This is a genomic window from Microcoleus sp. K1-B1, assembly GCF_036704705.1.
In the GTDB taxonomy this organism is placed as follows: domain Bacteria; phylum Cyanobacteriota; class Cyanobacteriia; order Cyanobacteriales; family Microcoleaceae; genus Microcoleus.
In genome coordinates this window covers 1-15,856 of sequence record NZ_JAUBSH010000042.1, presented here as the reverse complement: position 1 = coordinate 15,856, position 15,856 = coordinate 1, and the positions used below count along the sequence as shown (strand labels likewise).

At 45.2% G+C, this 15,856-nt stretch carries 15 protein-coding genes; 6 read left to right on the top strand and 9 right to left on the bottom strand.

Translation table 11 applies throughout. The annotated features are described in order from the left end of the window. Window positions 1-124: 124 nt before the first annotated feature. Together QUA83_RS16745 and QUA83_RS16740 are read left to right on the top strand one after the other, a co-directional pair. Complete coding sequence (locus QUA83_RS16745) at window positions 125-2,215, top strand: diguanylate cyclase domain-containing protein (protein ID WP_333294433.1); 2,091 nt, start codon at window positions 125-127, stop codon at window positions 2,213-2,215. Then, window positions 2,196-2,729, top strand: a complete 534-nt coding sequence (locus QUA83_RS16740; protein ID WP_333294430.1) for a GNAT family N-acetyltransferase — start codon at window positions 2,196-2,198, stop codon at window positions 2,727-2,729. Before QUA83_RS16745 ends, QUA83_RS16740 begins: the two co-directional genes overlap by 20 nt. Before the next feature lie 20 nt (window positions 2,730-2,749). On the opposite strand, the gene hppD is transcribed toward QUA83_RS16740, so the two are convergent. The 8 genes from hppD to pstS all read right to left on the bottom strand — a co-directional run bounded on the left by hppD (window position 2,750) and on the right by pstS (window position 12,508). Continuing rightward, a complete protein-coding gene (hppD, locus tag QUA83_RS16735; protein ID WP_333294427.1) occupies window positions 2,750-3,811 on the bottom strand; it encodes a 4-hydroxyphenylpyruvate dioxygenase in 1,062 nt (353 codons plus the stop codon). A 705-nt stretch (window positions 3,812-4,516) separates the two neighbouring features. Continuing rightward, window positions 4,517-5,224, bottom strand: coding sequence for an SDR family oxidoreductase (locus QUA83_RS16730; protein ID WP_333294426.1), 708 nt, complete (start codon window positions 5,222-5,224; stop codon window positions 4,517-4,519). Between the two features lie 83 nt (window positions 5,225-5,307). Continuing rightward, window positions 5,308-6,717: an NYN domain-containing protein gene (locus QUA83_RS16725; RefSeq protein WP_333294425.1), complete on the bottom strand. Its 1,410-nt coding sequence runs from the start codon at window positions 6,715-6,717 to the stop codon at window positions 5,308-5,310. A gap of 42 nt (window positions 6,718-6,759) precedes the next feature. Next, entirely contained in the window at window positions 6,760-8,031 is a 1,272-nt protein-coding gene (locus QUA83_RS16720) for an APC family permease (protein ID WP_333294424.1), read from the bottom strand. 256 nt (window positions 8,032-8,287) lie between these two features. Further along, window positions 8,288-9,139 (bottom strand): phosphate ABC transporter ATP-binding protein PstB, encoded by an 852-nt coding sequence (gene pstB, locus QUA83_RS16715; protein ID WP_333294423.1) that lies wholly within the window; start codon window positions 9,137-9,139, stop codon window positions 8,288-8,290. 56 nt (window positions 9,140-9,195) lie between these two features. Continuing rightward, complete coding sequence (pstA, locus tag QUA83_RS16710) at window positions 9,196-10,176, bottom strand: phosphate ABC transporter permease PstA (RefSeq protein WP_333294422.1); 981 nt, start codon at window positions 10,174-10,176, stop codon at window positions 9,196-9,198. A 99-nt stretch (window positions 10,177-10,275) separates the two neighbouring features. Next, window positions 10,276-11,277, bottom strand: coding sequence for a phosphate ABC transporter permease subunit PstC (gene pstC, locus QUA83_RS16705; protein ID WP_333294420.1), 1,002 nt, complete (start codon window positions 11,275-11,277; stop codon window positions 10,276-10,278). A 202-nt stretch (window positions 11,278-11,479) separates the two neighbouring features. Further along, window positions 11,480-12,508 (bottom strand): phosphate ABC transporter substrate-binding protein PstS, encoded by a 1,029-nt coding sequence (gene pstS / locus QUA83_RS16700; RefSeq protein WP_333294417.1) that lies wholly within the window; start codon window positions 12,506-12,508, stop codon window positions 11,480-11,482. Between the two features lie 334 nt (window positions 12,509-12,842). Here pstS and QUA83_RS16695 point away from each other — a divergent pair, with 334 nt between their 5' ends. The 4 genes from QUA83_RS16695 to QUA83_RS30595 all read left to right on the top strand — a co-directional run bounded on the left by QUA83_RS16695 (window position 12,843) and on the right by QUA83_RS30595 (window position 15,194). Next, the gene (locus QUA83_RS16695; protein ID WP_333294415.1) at window positions 12,843-14,351 is read left to right on the top strand and encodes a UbiD family decarboxylase; all 1,509 of its coding nucleotides are present in this window, start codon (window positions 12,843-12,845) and stop codon (window positions 14,349-14,351) included. A 192-nt stretch (window positions 14,352-14,543) separates the two neighbouring features. Then, window positions 14,544-14,831: a type II toxin-antitoxin system HigB family toxin gene (locus tag QUA83_RS16690; protein WP_333149745.1), complete on the top strand. Its 288-nt coding sequence runs from the start codon at window positions 14,544-14,546 to the stop codon at window positions 14,829-14,831. Beyond that, the gene (locus QUA83_RS16685) at window positions 14,828-15,064 is read left to right on the top strand and encodes a hypothetical protein (protein WP_333102254.1); all 237 of its coding nucleotides are present in this window, start codon (window positions 14,828-14,830) and stop codon (window positions 15,062-15,064) included. Before QUA83_RS16690 ends, QUA83_RS16685 begins: the two co-directional genes overlap by 4 nt. A 7-nt stretch (window positions 15,065-15,071) precedes the next feature. Further along, complete coding sequence (locus QUA83_RS30595; protein ID WP_445301782.1) at window positions 15,072-15,194, top strand: DUF6888 family protein; 123 nt, start codon at window positions 15,072-15,074, stop codon at window positions 15,192-15,194. Window positions 15,195-15,226: 32 nt separating this feature from the next. Here QUA83_RS30595 and QUA83_RS16680 read toward each other — a convergent pair whose 3' ends face one another. Further along, window positions 15,227-15,781, bottom strand: coding sequence for a tetratricopeptide repeat protein (locus QUA83_RS16680; protein ID WP_333294412.1), 555 nt, complete (start codon window positions 15,779-15,781; stop codon window positions 15,227-15,229). Between the last annotated feature and the right edge of the window lie 75 nt (window positions 15,782-15,856).

Here is a 15,856-nt window from a genome sequence, read left to right as displayed (position 1 = left end):
TATAAAAATTCCCATGATAAATCGCAGCCAAACAACAACTAACTTTACCGGCTAACCTTGGAGAGTGATGCTCTACAATAACGAAATACTTCCAACATTAACTGTAGAGAGCAGCGCCAGAAGTATGAATATTCTTCTTTATAAGCTGTTATCCTTACGCAGGATGGAATACCTCGCAGTTGATCGGGAACTTAAGATTAAAGAAATATCTTTGAAAGTGCAAGATTTTGCCTACATTCATGAAGAAGTAGCCGAAGGAAAAGACGTGCGCGATAGTTTTCCCGAACTGATTGGAATTGAAGGAATCCTTGAAGATATTATTGAAGAACGAGAACAAGACTTTCAGTTAAAATCAATTAACCGACTTCTCAAAGACGGATCTTATTTGTATCTAAATTTGTACATATTTGGTTATAAGGGACAAGCCAATGCTGACAGATTGATTATTTTATGCGAAGATGTGACAGATAGCATTGCAGCTCAGAAAATCATGGTTCAGGCTGTCAACGAAAACAGTATGAAAGTCGATTACTTAGCGGCGACTGGCGATTACATTGACAAAATTATTAATTCCCTAGGTGATGTTTTGTTCGTAACAGGAACATCGGGCCAAATCAAAAAAGTGAATCAAGCTGCACAGAAATTATTTGGATATACCGAATCGGAATTAATCGGCCAATCCATATCCCTGATTACGGCTGAGGAGGAATTGTTACGCAAAGTCAGCCAGCTACCTCCTGCACTTAAAAGCGAATATTGGCCTCAAGTAAAAGTAGCTTGCCAAACGAAAATAGGTTTAAAGCTGATTGTTGCGTTTTCATGCTCTACTTTCGAGACAAGCCCAGGAAACCCGGATGCAGATAGCGAGGTTATACAAGATTTTGTTTATATCGGCAAAGACATTACCAAGCAACAACGCATAAAAAAGTGTCAAGAAGCACAGTATGCGGTGACTCATATCCTGTCAGAATCAACTTCTCTAGATAGCGCAACTCCGAAAATTTTGCAAGCTATTTGCCAAAGTTTTGGGTGGGATTTTGGCGAACTTTGGACGCCTGCAGAGGCGGAGAAAGAAACTAGATTGGGTGAGGAAATAAAATCTGAAAAAGATCCGCTGTGGTGCCTGCCACTTTGCTGTCCGATCGAGGAAACTCCTTGTTGGCGGCGGGTGGCCGTTTGGCAGGCAGCGGAGGAAGTTAGGGAGTTTGCCGAAAACGACCAGCAGATTACTTTGGGGGCGGGTGAGGGTTTGCCCGGAGCAGTTTCCAAGAGCGGTTCTACGCAGTGGATTACTGATCTTGTGGGCGATCCCAATTTCGTGCGATCGGGCTTGGCCGAGGAAGCAGGACTGCGATCGGGATTCGGTTTCCCCATTCACGCGAGGAGCCAAGTTGTAGGAGTAATGACTTTTTTTTGCCGGGAAGAACTGCCACCGGATCAAGATTTACTTCAGATCATAGCTGTGGTAAGTTCTCAATTAGGAGAATTTGTCAAGCGCAAATATGCAGAGCAAGAATTGCAAGAAGCTGAAGCTTCAATCCGATTTTTGTACGAACAAGAAAAACGCCAAAGTGAAGAATTAGCTAAGCAAAATTTAGCTTTAGAACAAGCCAAATTAGAATTACAAGCAGCTAACATGGAATTGCAGCGGCTCGCTTCGGTGGATGGATTGACTCAAATTCCCAACCGTCGCTGTTTTGACAAAAAATTGGAGTTAGAATGGCAGTTGATGGAGCGAGAAAAAGAGTCGCTATCTTTAATTTTGTGCGATATCGATTTTTTCAAACTTTACAACGATCATTACGGGCATCAAGGAGGCGACGAATGTTTAAAACAAGTAGCCGAGATTTTAGCTAGCAACGCTCAGCGGGCGGGAGATTTAGCCTGCCGCTACGGTGGCGAAGAATTTGCAGTAATTTTGTCGCGAACTGATGTGCAAGGAGCAAAGCGAGTAGCTGAATCAATTCGCAGCGATTTGAAAGCAGCGGCAATTTTTCATGCTGCTTCCAAGGTAAGTAAGTTTATAACTCTCAGTATGGGGATCGCTACTACTGTACCTGCTGCTGGTTTATCGATCGAGGAGTTGATTGGACAGGCCGATCGAGCGCTGTATCGAGCTAAACTAGAAGGACGCGATCGTATAGTTGCCCTAGACTTGAAAATAGAATTTCAGGGCCCGAAAGGAGTATGTTCTGATGATTGTGAGAGAAGCTAACATCGCTGACGCACCTGCAATCGCACGGGTGAATCTAGATACTTGGCGCACAGCTTACCGAAAAATTATACCGACAGATTACCTCGCACAGTTATCCTATGAAAAGCGAGAAAGCAATTGGCAAGAAATCCTGGCAAACGTCAAAAATACTGGCGTTTTTGTCTGCGTTGCTGAGAATGAATCGGGAGAAATTGTGGGTTTTGCTGCGGGTGGTTGCGAGCGCACCGGCAAATATTTATATAAAGGAGAATTATTTGCCATCTATATTTTGGAAGAATATCAGCGTCAAGGCATCGGAAGGCAACTCGTGAGAACAGTTGCCACAAAATTGGCTGAATTAAGTTTGAACTCGATGCTAGTTTGGGTACTAGGAGACAATCCAGCCTATAGGTTTTATGAATTCTTAGGAGGTGAAAAAGTAGACGAACAGCAAACAATTAGAGCAGGAGTTGCACTCAAAGAAATTGCCTACGGTTGGAAAGATATCGCAGTGCTGATTAACCCGCCTTTATGACATCAAAAGTGGAAGTTTTATCAATCATCTCTCAAACTTCCCCTCTTCATTTGTTCGCGTTCAATTGCCTCAAACAAAGCTCGAAAATTACCCGCCCCAAAACCTCCAGCTTGCACCTGTTTGCCGTTAACTAAACTAACTCGGCGCTCAATAATCTCGAAAAAGAAAGTCGGTTCTGAAAAAATTGGCTGGGTAAAGATTTGCAGCAGCATCGCTGCGGGAGTATCTTCTTGCCAATCTGCCAAAACTTGACAAGCTGCAATTGCTTGCCAATCTGCGGGCAAATAGTTTTGCCGCTGCTGCAATTCCGAGTAGTATGTTGGAGGAACCGGCAGAAAAGGCAAACCGCACGATCGCAAATCCGCAACAACCCCCACAATATTATTAGTTTGCAAAGCCATGTGCTGAATTCCCGGCCCCCGATTTGCACTCAAAAACTCTTGAATTTGAGAATTAGCTGATGCCGGTTCATTAATCGGGAATTGCACCCCACCTTCAGCGTGCACCATAACTTGGCTCCGCAAAGCCGATTTCTCAGTCTGAATGTCAAAATTTTGCTGCCGTTGAAAACCTAATATTTTTTGATACCAACTAACAGCACTTGATAAATCCCCAGATTCAACATTTAACACTACGTGGTCAATCCGGGTAAACAACGGCAGCTTATCCGAAGCCGATAGCAGTGAATGGCTGCCAATTCGCTCCACCAGCGTATGACTTAAATCGCCCCAGCCTGCGATTTTTGCCCGCTTAAAATAGCCTCCTGCGTTTAGGTCTTCTTGAATCGGTTCCAGGATTTTAGCACCTTCAGCAGCCGCTCTAGCTAGCGCTAATTCGATATTTTTTACCCGAAAACCCACATCGGCAATCCCTGGAGGATGAAACTTCAACCAACTAGCAGCGGGACTAGCGGGTGTCAGGGGCGAAGATAAAACAAAACATACATTGCCACTGTTGACAACTTCAGTGTAAGTGTGGCTGTTGGCATAACCTGCTATGGATTGAAAGCCTAACTGGCTGACAAACCAGTCGCGGGATACTTTAGCGTTTTCAACGTAAAATTGAATGCGATCGAACTCCATAATCAATAATTGAAAATGGAAACTGAAAAATGGAAAATCTGCTGATTTTCAAGGCGAAACTGCAAAGGAGGGACTGAGTAAGGGATATTTTTCATACTTTTTATTGCGCGCCCACTTAATAATAACCTAAAGATTGAATCTCTTAGCTCCCTCTGAAGGCAGAAATAAGCCGGCACTTAAAAGAAACCCGTTGTCTGCGATAACTTAGGTTTGACCGCTAGACCTTCGCCAATAGGACTAAGGCAAAAAAATGGTTTGACGTGCTACTTATATGGGTAAGGTGCGCGGCAGAAGAGCACTCTACATAATTAGGTGCTGTGCAAGTTCTCAAACCTAAAGATATGATAATTTTTTGGGGCTTGAGGCGCCACTGTCTTCTGCCTTCAAATGACAAGCGAATTTCAAAGGTGATACCCGCCACGTGATTTATCCGTGGAATCAATCCCAAATCGAAAATCGAAAATCCTCAAGAAAGAGCATTGATCCGTGGGGTCGCCTCGAAAATCGAAAATCGAAAATCGAAGCTGTCTTCTGCCTTCAAATGACAAGCGAATTTCAAAGGTGATACCCGCCACGTGATTTATCCGTGGAATCAATCCCAAATCGAAAATCGAAAATCCTCAAGAAAGAGCATTGATCCGTGGGGTCGCCTCGAAAATCGAAAATCGAAAATCGAAAATCGAAAATCGATTGACTCCTCAATCGCTAAAAGAATAAATGACTTTCCGGCTGAATATTAATCTCCATCGGCACAGCTTGCGGGTCAGCCGAAAGAGCAAAAATAATCGCATTGGCGGCAGTTTCGGTACTCAGCATTTTTGACCTATCTACCTTCAAACTCACATTATCCCAGAACGGAGAATCTACTCCGCCAAAATAGAATAGCGTAAACTTAATGCCGTAGCGTCGCAGTTCATCTGCCATGCACTTGCTGAAACCAACTACCCCAAACTTTGAAGCGCAATAAGCGGTTCCCATCGCCATCGAATGCTTGCCCAAAATCCCGATGACATTGCAAATGTGGCCGGATTTACGCTCTTTCATCACATTCGCCGCGGCTTGAGACGTGTAAAAACTGCCTTTCAAGTTCAAGTCAAGCATTGCATCTAAATCAGCGGGTTCTAACTTGTTCCACTGCTTGAGAATTCCGGCACCAGCGGCGTTTATGAGGGCATCAATTTGTCCGAAATGTTCCACAGCTTTGTGCATCAGCGTCTCGACTTGGGGCAAATCGGTGATATCTGTGGGCACGCACAGTACCTCTATTGCCGAAAGTTCGCTAGCTAAAGCGTCTAACTTACTGCTGTCTCTGGCGGCGAGCACTAGCCTCGCACCCGCATCAGCGAGTTTGCGGGCCACCGCTGAACCGATGCCGCCAGTCGCACCCACCACAACCACAACTTTGTCGTGCATATCCCTTTACATTTCTTTACGTTCCGATTGTATCATAACTCAAGTTGCTAGTAATGGGGAGGTTGATATGTTTTAATTTTTAATTAATTGAGAGAAACTTGCCAGCCTTTTTCGGCTTTTTTTAGCTGGAGAGAAGCGCAGGATTGCAAAAATTTAGTAAATTTTCTACCGAGATTAAAATCTTTAATTATTTGGGTAATTTGTTTGCCGTATTGTCGGTGAAATTCGCTGCCTACATTGGAGAGAAATACAGAATTTTCAGGAGAGTTGTCGGTTAAGTCGCCAACGATTTTGACAAGAGCTCTTTCCAAGTCTTCCAGAGAATTAATATCGGTCAAAGTCGCAGGTGCTGGGTGGTTGTTATTCAGATTTTCTTGGCTAAGTATTGGCGGTGGGGGCGACAGCTTGACTTCAAAAAGAGTGACATAAGTTTGAGCAGTTTCTGAGGGTTTGTGGAGGACAAAATCGGTGGGATATTTCAGAAAGATATCCCTGGTCTTAGTACCCAGCAAATGATGGGCAACAACTTGATTGAGGACTAAGCCGTAATTTTCCCTAAAGAGAGCTGAAACAGTAGAAAGTTTTATCCACTGAGTAGAGGTGCGTTTTTGCTCTTTTTTGATTAATTCTTTTAGTTGAATAACTAATTGTTCTAGAGGTGTAATTTCCGGCATAGTTACAAGAGAATGGGTTTCCACTTGTCCGGTTTTGCTGTTTAAAACTATGATTTTATCTATTTGTTTGCGGACTTGAAAAACGGTTAGTCCGTGGGCTTGCAGTGTATTGCTGAGGTGAGTGAGGGCGCGATCGGACGAACAGACAAAAATCTCTTTGGCTGTGGGGTAATGTACGAAAATCGATGCGCCGACTGTAGCCATTTTTAAGTCGGCGCTGTCTTTGCCGGGGGGGACGTGAATTAGTTGATAGCCGCGCTGGTGAAATTCGGCATCTTTCTTGCCCATGCTGCGCCAGTTGGCAAAGGCAACTTTGATTTGGATGGGATAGTGGCAAATTCCCTCTAGGAATTTTTCGGTTTCGATGGTGAGTTGCAAGTTTTCGACATCTAGAAGCAAGATAGCAATGCCGATAGGAAGCGAATTTGTTTGATTCGTGGTGGGAGTTAGAGGTTTGGACGAAACTGAGTTTTGTGATTTAGGTGGTGCTGTTTGAGATTGGGCTAGCTGCTGAATTTTGGCACATAATTTGCTGAATTGAGGTGAATTAACGAATTCTGGAATCAGCAGAATTTGTAGGTATTTTTTTGCAGTCAGCAGCAGGGAATCTGTATCGCTGGCTACTGTGAAACTTTTTGTCAATTTTCCAATCAAAACTGACTGAAAATCAGGTTTGGCCCAGGGGGTTTTCCTGTATTTTTCAGTTATCCATTCGGGATGCTGTTCCTGAATGGTAATTAGGGTTTGAGCTATATAGCGACTGATGGCGCTGAATGCGGGAGATTCTTGAGTCGCAAGCTCGGAAGTTCGATCGGGCATGGCCCTCTACAATGCGGGATGCTGTTTCAATTTATCACACTTCTAGTTTCTCGCCGGGAGTCGGACGATCGCCCGCCAAATTAAACCAGCGATAATTAACGCCAATCCTGTCAGCCAAATTTCCCTCTCCACCCAGAAAGCCAGAAACAGACAATTCCCCAAACCTACCCAAGCCAACCACTGCGGATAAAGCCTTTCGGCGCTTGTAAGTTGCAGCGCAGCGAGGTTGGTGATAGCGTAGTAAATCAAAACGCTAAAAGCGCTAAATGACCAAGTGGTTTTGACATCGCCGACGAGGATTAAAAGTGCGATCGTCACTTCGACAACCACCACAGCCACGTAGGGAGTTGTCCCCGAAGGATTCAGCCGCGCCAAGACTCTCGGCATATCCAAGCGCCGCCCCATCGCCAGCCAGATGCGCGACAGCCCTAAAATTAAGTTCAGCAAAACTCCCAACATAGCGGTAATTGCGCCGACGGCTAGCAGTTGAGAAACTCCCGGAATTGGGAAACTGCGGGCGATGACTTCCAAGGGTGCCGTCGTGCCGCCTATTTGTAACGACAATTTATCGGCTCCCCCCGCGCCCGCGACAACTACTGCTACCCCGACGTAAAGCAGCATTGTCAGCACCAAAGTGAAAATTATGGCTTTGGGAATGGTTTCCCTCGGTTCCCGCACTTCCTCGCTCATTGTGGTGATGCGGGCGTAACCGCTATAAGCGACAAACATCAGGGCGGTGGCCTGGAAGATGGAGCCGATCGAGCTATCATTCTGTACGGTGGCTATTTCCCACTTTACCTCTGGCAAACCGACAGCAACAAACACCGCTAAGGATAGGAGTGTAACTGAGACTATGGCAGTATTGGCAATATTCGATCGCCTAATTCCCGTCAATACAATTAAAGTGATGGTGGCGAGGGCGACTAAAGCTGTTAGGATCAGGTAAGTGCGATCGGCTACACCAACTGCATTTAAAAAATACCCCGCAAAACCTAAAGCAGCAGTAGCCGCAGAAGCCGTTTTCGCCAACAAAAACATCCAGCCGGCAGTGAAACCCAGCCAAGGATTGAGATATTTGTAGCCATATTCATAAGTACCGCCGCTAACAGGATGATTAGCTGCTAATTGAGCGCTGTTAAGGCCATTGCAAACAGCAACAAAAGCTGCAATACCTACAGCCAAAATCACTCCCGGCCCCGCAACTTCCGCAGCAATGCCGATACTCACAAATACCCCAGTGCCCACAATCGAGCCCAGCCCCATCAGAGTAGCGCCGAAAATACCCAACTCTCGCTTCAGAAGTGGTGAAGACATAACTATAGCAGGCAAGATGCCAGCTCCACAAAAATGTTTATCTGTTGTGGAACAGGCATCTTGCCTGTTCTAAAGACATAATTCTAGCAGGCAAAATGCCAGAGATACACAAAAATGTTTATCTGTTGTGGAACAGGCATCTTGCCTGTTCTAAAGACATAATTCTAGCAGGCAAAATGCCAGAGATACACAAAAATGTTTATCTGTTGTGGAACAGGCATCTTGCCTGTTCTGAAAGAGGTTCAAGATGCAAGTATTAACCGAAACGGCCTTGAATGTAATCCCTCGTACTCGAATTGCCCGCAGAAGTAAAAATCTTACTTGTCGGCCCAAATTCAACCATGCGGCCGATGCGGCTTTCATCAGTATTAAAAAATGCCGTGTAATCAGAAACGCGAGCCGCCTGCTGCATATTGTGCGTCACAATCACAACAGTTAACTGCTGCCGCAGAGTCTGAAATAACTCCTCAATCTTCATCGTAGAAATCGGATCTAAAGCAGAACAAGGTTCATCCATCAGCAAAATTTTCGGCTTCACAGCCAAAGCGCGAGCAATACAAAGTCGCTGCTGCTGTCCCCCCGAAATCCCCTGAGCCGATTTCTTCAAATCGTCTTTTACTTCATTCCAAAGCGCCGCACTTTTGAGTGCCGATTCCACAATTTCATCTAATTCTGCTTTGCTTTTGCGACCAAAAATTCTCACCCCGTAAGCAATATTATCGTAGATGCTCAGCGGAAAAGGATTGGGTCTTTGAAACACCATCCCAATTTGGCGGCGCAAACTATTAATGTTTACTTTTGGGCTGTAAATATCCTGTCCAAAAAACTCTACTCTTCCTTTGATTTTAACCTTTCCCTCCAATTCACCAATCCGGTTGAGAGCTTTGAGAAACGTAGATTTGCCGCAACCTGAAGGGCCAATAATCGCCGTAATTTGCGGGTGAGGGATATTCATCGATAAATTTTCTAAGACTTTGTGAGTTCCGTAATAAAAACTCAAGTCCTGAACCCGCAGTGCTGGCATTGCATTGGGATCAATTTCCGGGGTAGCATCGTCTAGGAATTGCTCTGTATAGTTTTCTGCTTTCAAGTTAGCTTTAGGTTTCATTATTTGCCTGGTTATATGGTTAATATTTGATTGAGAGATGCACTTTAGTTATTGATTTATCGGTTTTGCAAGCGTTTCCGAGTTACTGTACGGGATGCGACGCTAGCAATCAAAACCATGCCCAAAAGGACAGAGGCAGCAGTCCACGCCAATTCGTTCTGCTCCTTGTAAGGAGAGCTGGCGTAGCTATATATTAATACCGACATAGAAGGAGTTGGAGTTAGCAGGGTCTCTGGAATTTCTTTGAGTTTTGAGATAGTTTCTGCACCTATAGGAGACTGCATTATCTCGCCCAACTTATCAACTAAAGGAGGCCAAAATTGACTCGACAACGCCGTTACAATCAGCGGTGCGGTTTCGCCCGCAGCCCGGGAAGCAGCGAGTAAAATACCTGTGGTAATAGTTGGAAGTGCTGAGGGTATGATAATGCGAAACATAGTTTGAAAGCGTCCGCCTCCCAAACCAGCAGAAGCGAGGCGGTAAGAAGTTGGCACTAATTTTAATGCTTGTTCTGTTGTCAGAGCAACAACTGGAAGCATGATGATGCCGAGGGCAAAACCGCCGGCTAAGGATGAAAATGCTTTAGTGCTAACGACAATTAGGGCGTAGGAAAAGACGCCAACTACGATCGAGGGAACGCTGCTGAGAATGACGGTGATAAAGCGAATACTATTGGTAATCGCTTTGTTTTCTCTACCAAACTCAGACAAAAATATTCCAGTCATTACGCCTATGGGAACGCTGATTAATGTAGCAATTCCTACCATTAAACTTGTGCCAAGAATCGCATTGGCAAAACCGTTAGGCTGGTCTTCAACTCCGACTGGTGCTGGTAGAGACACTAGCACTTCCCAGCTCAAATGTGTGAGTCCTTCCCCCAGGATTTTGTATAAAATAGCAAACAAAGGGAGCAGGGCAAGACCTGTCAGAGCGAAAGCGAGAACAGTCATTCCCCGGCTGAAAATAGTTCGGCTTAGGGACAGGGGGTTGTTGATTTCTGCATCCAGAATACTGTTTGAATTTTGTGCTTGAGCCATGTGATTTTAGATTTTAGATTTTAGATTTTAGATTTTGAATTATTGAACTAGCGGATAAATCCGGTGGCGCGGCTTGTGACCAAGTTGCTTTGGATGATGTTAATTTTTAGCTCCTTTGGCGCCAATTAGCTGAACTAACAATACTGCGATCGCATTTACCAACAAAGTAATCACAAATAGAATTAAGGCTAAATACATCAAAGCGCCGGTGTGCAGCGGTTCGATAGCTTCCCGAAATTGACTTGCCAAAACAGCAGGAATTGAGTAGCTGGGAGCGAGGAGGGATGGGTTAATTTGAATCGAGTTGCCAATTACCATTGTGACGGCCATTGTTTCGCCTAATGCGCGTCCCAATGCTAATATGGTGGCGCCGATAATCCCTGAACTAGCTGCTGGTAACAACAGCTTAAATATTGTTTCCCAGCGGGTAGCACCGAGGGACATGGAAGCACTGCGTAAATCTACTGGAACTGACATCAATACATCGCGGCTGATGGCGGCTACTGTGGGCAAAATCATAATTGATAACAGTATTCCGGCCGGCAGCATTCCGGGGCCTAAAGGTTCGCTGCTGAACAGGGGAAACCAACTGAATTTATCGAACAAGGACTGCTGCAATGGCAACAAAAAGGGAATCAAAACAAAGATTCCCCACAGCCCAACTATCACGCTGGGAATAGCCGAGATTAATTCAACCATGAATCCCAAGGGCGATCGCACCCAGACGGGTAAGAAGTTCTCGCTAGTAACTATAGCTACTGACAGCCCTAAAGGAAGTGCGATGATTATGCCGATCGCAGAACTAATTACAGTACCGTAAATAAACGGCAAAGCCCCAAACTGCAACTCACCGATATCCCACTGGGGATTCCACAAGAAGGAGAGTCCAAATTGGCTAATAGCAGGCCAAGCATCTTTAAAAATTACCGCACTCATCAAAAACAACGTACCCGCTGTCGCTAGGGCAAAACCCCATACAAATAGTGTAAATCCTGACTCCATCCATAGACCTTCACCAGCCGTATCTGTCAAATCTACTTCTGTGTTTATCTCTGCCGATTTCCGAGTCAATCTTTTCGGTTTTTTTGAAATATTGGTCATACCGGAATTAGTGCGTAAAAAGTGCAATATTTGCTGGGAAGCAGAGTGATTTTAATGCGCTGGTGGCGCGCTGTACACCTGATTGGTAAGGTACGCAATGCGTACCTTACACAGTAAATTTAGCGCACATTAACCTGATAATTTATGAGTTTTGAGTCATACATTTAACTCATCAACTCCTAACCCCGTGCGATCGCCGGAATTAACCTCTGGCAACCACAGTCTGATTAACTGTTTGAACTACCTTTTGAGCTGTAGCTGAAGGAATCTGAGTAAACTCTAGCTGTTTGTTGATACCTTGACCTGTAGTCATCACCCAATTAACCATCTTTTTAATAGCATCTGCTTTCGCAGCAGGATACTGTTTGTAGATTAACAGCCAAGTCAAACCAACAATCGGATAACCGTCGTTAGGATTGCCTTCTACTAAGCGGAAGTCTGCGGGGAATGTTTCCCCTGCGAAAGCTTTCTCTGCTTCGACCAAGCTAGGATCTACAAACCGACCAGCTTTATTTTGAATAAATGCTGTTTGGAGATTATTTTGCCGAGCAAAAGTATCTTGAACGTAGCCGATCGCACCCGCTGTATTCTTCACCAAAGCAGCTACACCTGGGTTTCCTTGACCGCTGACAGGGCTTCCGGGCCAACTAGGCTGAGCGGCTGCTTTGATGCTGCTACCAGTCGCCTGCAAGTGGTTAGCAAAAATAAAGGTTGTACCGCTGCTATCTGCGCGTACAGCTACTCTAATGGGAGTATTTGGCAAGCCTTTAGCTTGTCCAGAAATTCCGGCTATTTTCGCATCATTCCAGCGAGTTATTTTGCCTTCAAAGATGCCTTTCAGAGCATCGTTACTTAGCCTCAGATTCGTCACTCCGGGCAAGTTGTAAACAACTGCAACAGCGCCGCCAGCCGTGGGAATAGCTATTACACCCCGCTTTACCTCAGCGATTTGTGCAGCAGTCATCAGCGCGTCGCTGCCTGCGAAATCAACAGTGCCTGCAATTAATGCTTTGATACCCGCACCGCTGCCGGTTCCTTCGTAGTTTACAGTAATTTGATTTGCACTTCTCATCTGAGAGAAGTAGCGATCGTAAAGAGGTTTAGGGAAAGTTGCTCCCGAACCATTTAGTGTTACAGCAGCTACAGCGGAACTAATCAAAGTCAGCGAAAATGCTGTTGCTGCTAGTGTAACTATAAAACTACGTCGCCAACGTCCTGTGAAAAAATTCATATTCCTCCTCTCCCTTAATAGCAGACTTTGCAAATCTCCTCCATAGGATAGACTGAAATCCGCAAATAAATAGATAGCTTAGAATAAGCTTGTTTTAAATTTTGGTTAATAGTAGATTAAATAACAAAAGAATAAGCTTTGTTTAAATTATGGTTAAGAGTATTGCAAATAAAAATTAGCTAAAGTCAATTTTTAATAAATCAGAGAAATACCAAGTCATACAGTAACGATAACAATAGAAATTTATTTAGCGATCGCCCGATCGCCCCCACCCCGCACTCCATCCCCCGATAGCCGCATAATAGTAGGGGCACTTAACATTTCTTTAACAACAATGGCAAGAGACTTGCGGGGATTCCTAAAACTACTCGAAGAACGGGGACAACTGCGCCGGATTAGCGCCTTAGTCGATTCCGACCTCGAAATTGCCGAAATTTCCAACCAAATGCTGCAAAAAGGCGGCCCTGGATTGCTGTTTGAAAACGTCAAAGGGGCCGAATTCCCCGTCGCAATTAACCTGTTGGGTACGGAAGAGCGCGTTTGCTGGGCGATGAACATGGAAAAGCCGATCGAACTAGAAGAGCTCGGCAAAAAACTGGGAATGCTGCAACAGCCAAAACCCCCAAAAAAGATTTCCCAAGCGATAGAATTCGGCAAAGTGCTGTTTGACGTAGTGAAAGCCAAACCGGGCCGCGACTTTTTCCCAGCTTGTCAGCAAGTGGTAATTGAGGGAGAAGGGCTGGATTTGAACAAAATCCCCATGATTCGCCCTTATCCGGGAGATGCGGGCAAAATTATCACCCTGGGTTTAGTCATTACCAAAGATTGCGAAACGGGTACGCCGAATGTGGGCGTTTATCGGTTGCAGTTGCAGTCAAAAAATACGATGACTGTACACTGGTTATCGGTGCGGGGCGGGGCGCGGCACTTGCGAAAAGCGGCGCAGGCTGGTAAAAAGTTGGAAGTTGCGATCGCCCTTGGAGTCGATCCCCTGATTATTCTCGCCGCAGCAACGCCAATTCCTGTAGATTTATCTGAATGGTTATTTGCCGGACTTTACGGCGGTTCCGGCGTGCAATTGGCCAAGTGCAAAACCGTAGATTTGGAAGTACCGGCGGACTCGGAAATCGTGTTAGAAGGAACGATTACGCCCGGTGAAGTTCTGCCCGACGGGCCCTTTGGCGATCACATGGGTTATTACGGCGGCGTAGAAGATTCGCCGCTGGTTCGATTCAACTGCATGACGCACCGCAAAGACCCGATTTATCTGACGACATTTAGCGGGCGGCCGCCGAAAGAAGAAGCAATGATGGCGATCGCGCTTAACCGTATTTATACCCCTATTTTGCGGCAGCAAGTATCGGAAATAGTCGATTTCTTCCTACCGATGGAAGCGCTGAGTTATAAAGCCGCAATTATCTCGATCGATAAAGCATATCCCGGTCAAGCGCGCAGGGCTGCTTTAGCATTTTGGAGTGCCTTACCGCAGTTTACTTACACTAAGTTTGTGATTGTTGTCGATAAAAGTATCAACATTCGCGATCCGCGTCAAGTAGTTTGGGCAATTAGTTCTAAAGTCGATCCGGTTCGGGATGTATTTATTCTGCCGAATACGCCTTTTGATACGTTAGATTTTGCTAGTGAAAAAATTGGTTTGGGAGGCAGAATGGGGATTGATGCTACTACGAAGATGCCGCCGGAAACCGATCACGAATGGGGGGAAGTTTTGGAGTCCGATCCGGATGTGGCGGCGATGGTAGAAAGGCGTTGGGCTGAGTACGGTTTGGCCGATTTGAATTTGGGTGAAGTCGATCCGAATTTGTTTGGATATGAGATGAAGTAGGGACGGAATCGTAAAGGCGTAGAGGAGAAGGGGAGAGAGAATTTCTCCCTTTTTTTTCGGGAGTTTGATAAACTGGATTTACGCATTTTAAGGTAATTCTGTCATTCTGAGCGAAGCGAAGAATCTGGCTCGATGCTTCGTTGACAAGACTAACGCCAAAAATTAAAGAGGAGGAGGCATGAGTAAATTAATATGCACGTGATCACCCGCAAACGGCTGAATGAGTTTGCTAAACTTCATCCAGATACAACAAATGCCTTGGTTCAGTGGTACAAACTCGTCAAACAAAATGAATTTGCGACCTTTGTTGAACTCCGTGAACTATTTCCATCTGCCGATCGAGTCGGGAAATTGACTGTTTTCAACATTGGAGGGAATAAAGTTAGACTCATTGCTGCTATTCATTACAATCGGCACAAAGTCTACATTCGAGCTGTATTAACTCACTCAGAATACGATGAAGAAAGGTGGAAAGAATGATGCAAAGTCTTAATCTCGATCAAACAATTGGTGCTTGGTCATCTATTGCTAAAATGGTTTTTGTTCCTCACACCGAACAGGAATACGAGCGTTTAGTCGAACTACTAGATAGCCTTATCGATCGAGTGGGCGAGGATGAAAGTCATCCCCTGGCTTCGATGATGGACGTTATTGGTGTTTTAGTCGAAAACTATGAAGCTGAACATATTCCTGAATTAGAAGAGGTTCCATAACCCACTATTGCGCTTTGATCCACAAAGTGGCGAACTTGACATTTTCGCAGGCGACGAACTGCAAATCATTGTCTTTCCATCTGGAAACTGGAGTTTTGTAGATGAAGCGATTCGCCAAAAATTTGAGTAAGAAATTGGCAATAATCGTTCTAGCAGTAACAGCTACTGCGTCTCCCGAAGTTGCTTAAGCATTGCTTGCGTTGTTGGATGCTGGGAAAGTTGCGAGTCTTGACCCGCTGACATCGCCTTCTGTAAAAAATCAATGAAATAGCTCTTAACTTTGTGGGTATTGGGATGATTCTCTTCCAATTGGTTAAAGAAGATTTCTAATGCTCGCAAATACAAGGGTTCTGCCTCCACATAGCGTCCCATTGCATAAGACAGCCCTGCCAGATTGTTCAAACTACTTGCCGTATCTGGATGGTCAGCTCCGAGCTGCTGCTCCCTGATAGCAAGTGATCGCAGATACAAAGGTTCCGCCTCCGAGTAGCGTCCCATTGTATGGTACAGCAATGCCAGATTGTTCAAACTCGTTGCCGTATTGGGATGGTCGGCTCCGAGCTGTTGCTCATGGATAGAGAGCGATCGCACATACAAGGGTTCTGCTTCCGGGTAGCGACCCATTGCCTTGTACAGCCCTGCCAGATTGTTCAAACTTATTGCCGTGTCGGGATGGTCGGCTCCGAGCTGCTGCTGACAGATAGAGAGCGATCGCACTAAGGGACTACCAAATAAAAAACTCGTCCAAAATCAAGCAGTACTGTAAACAATATCTATAAACCACTTACCGAG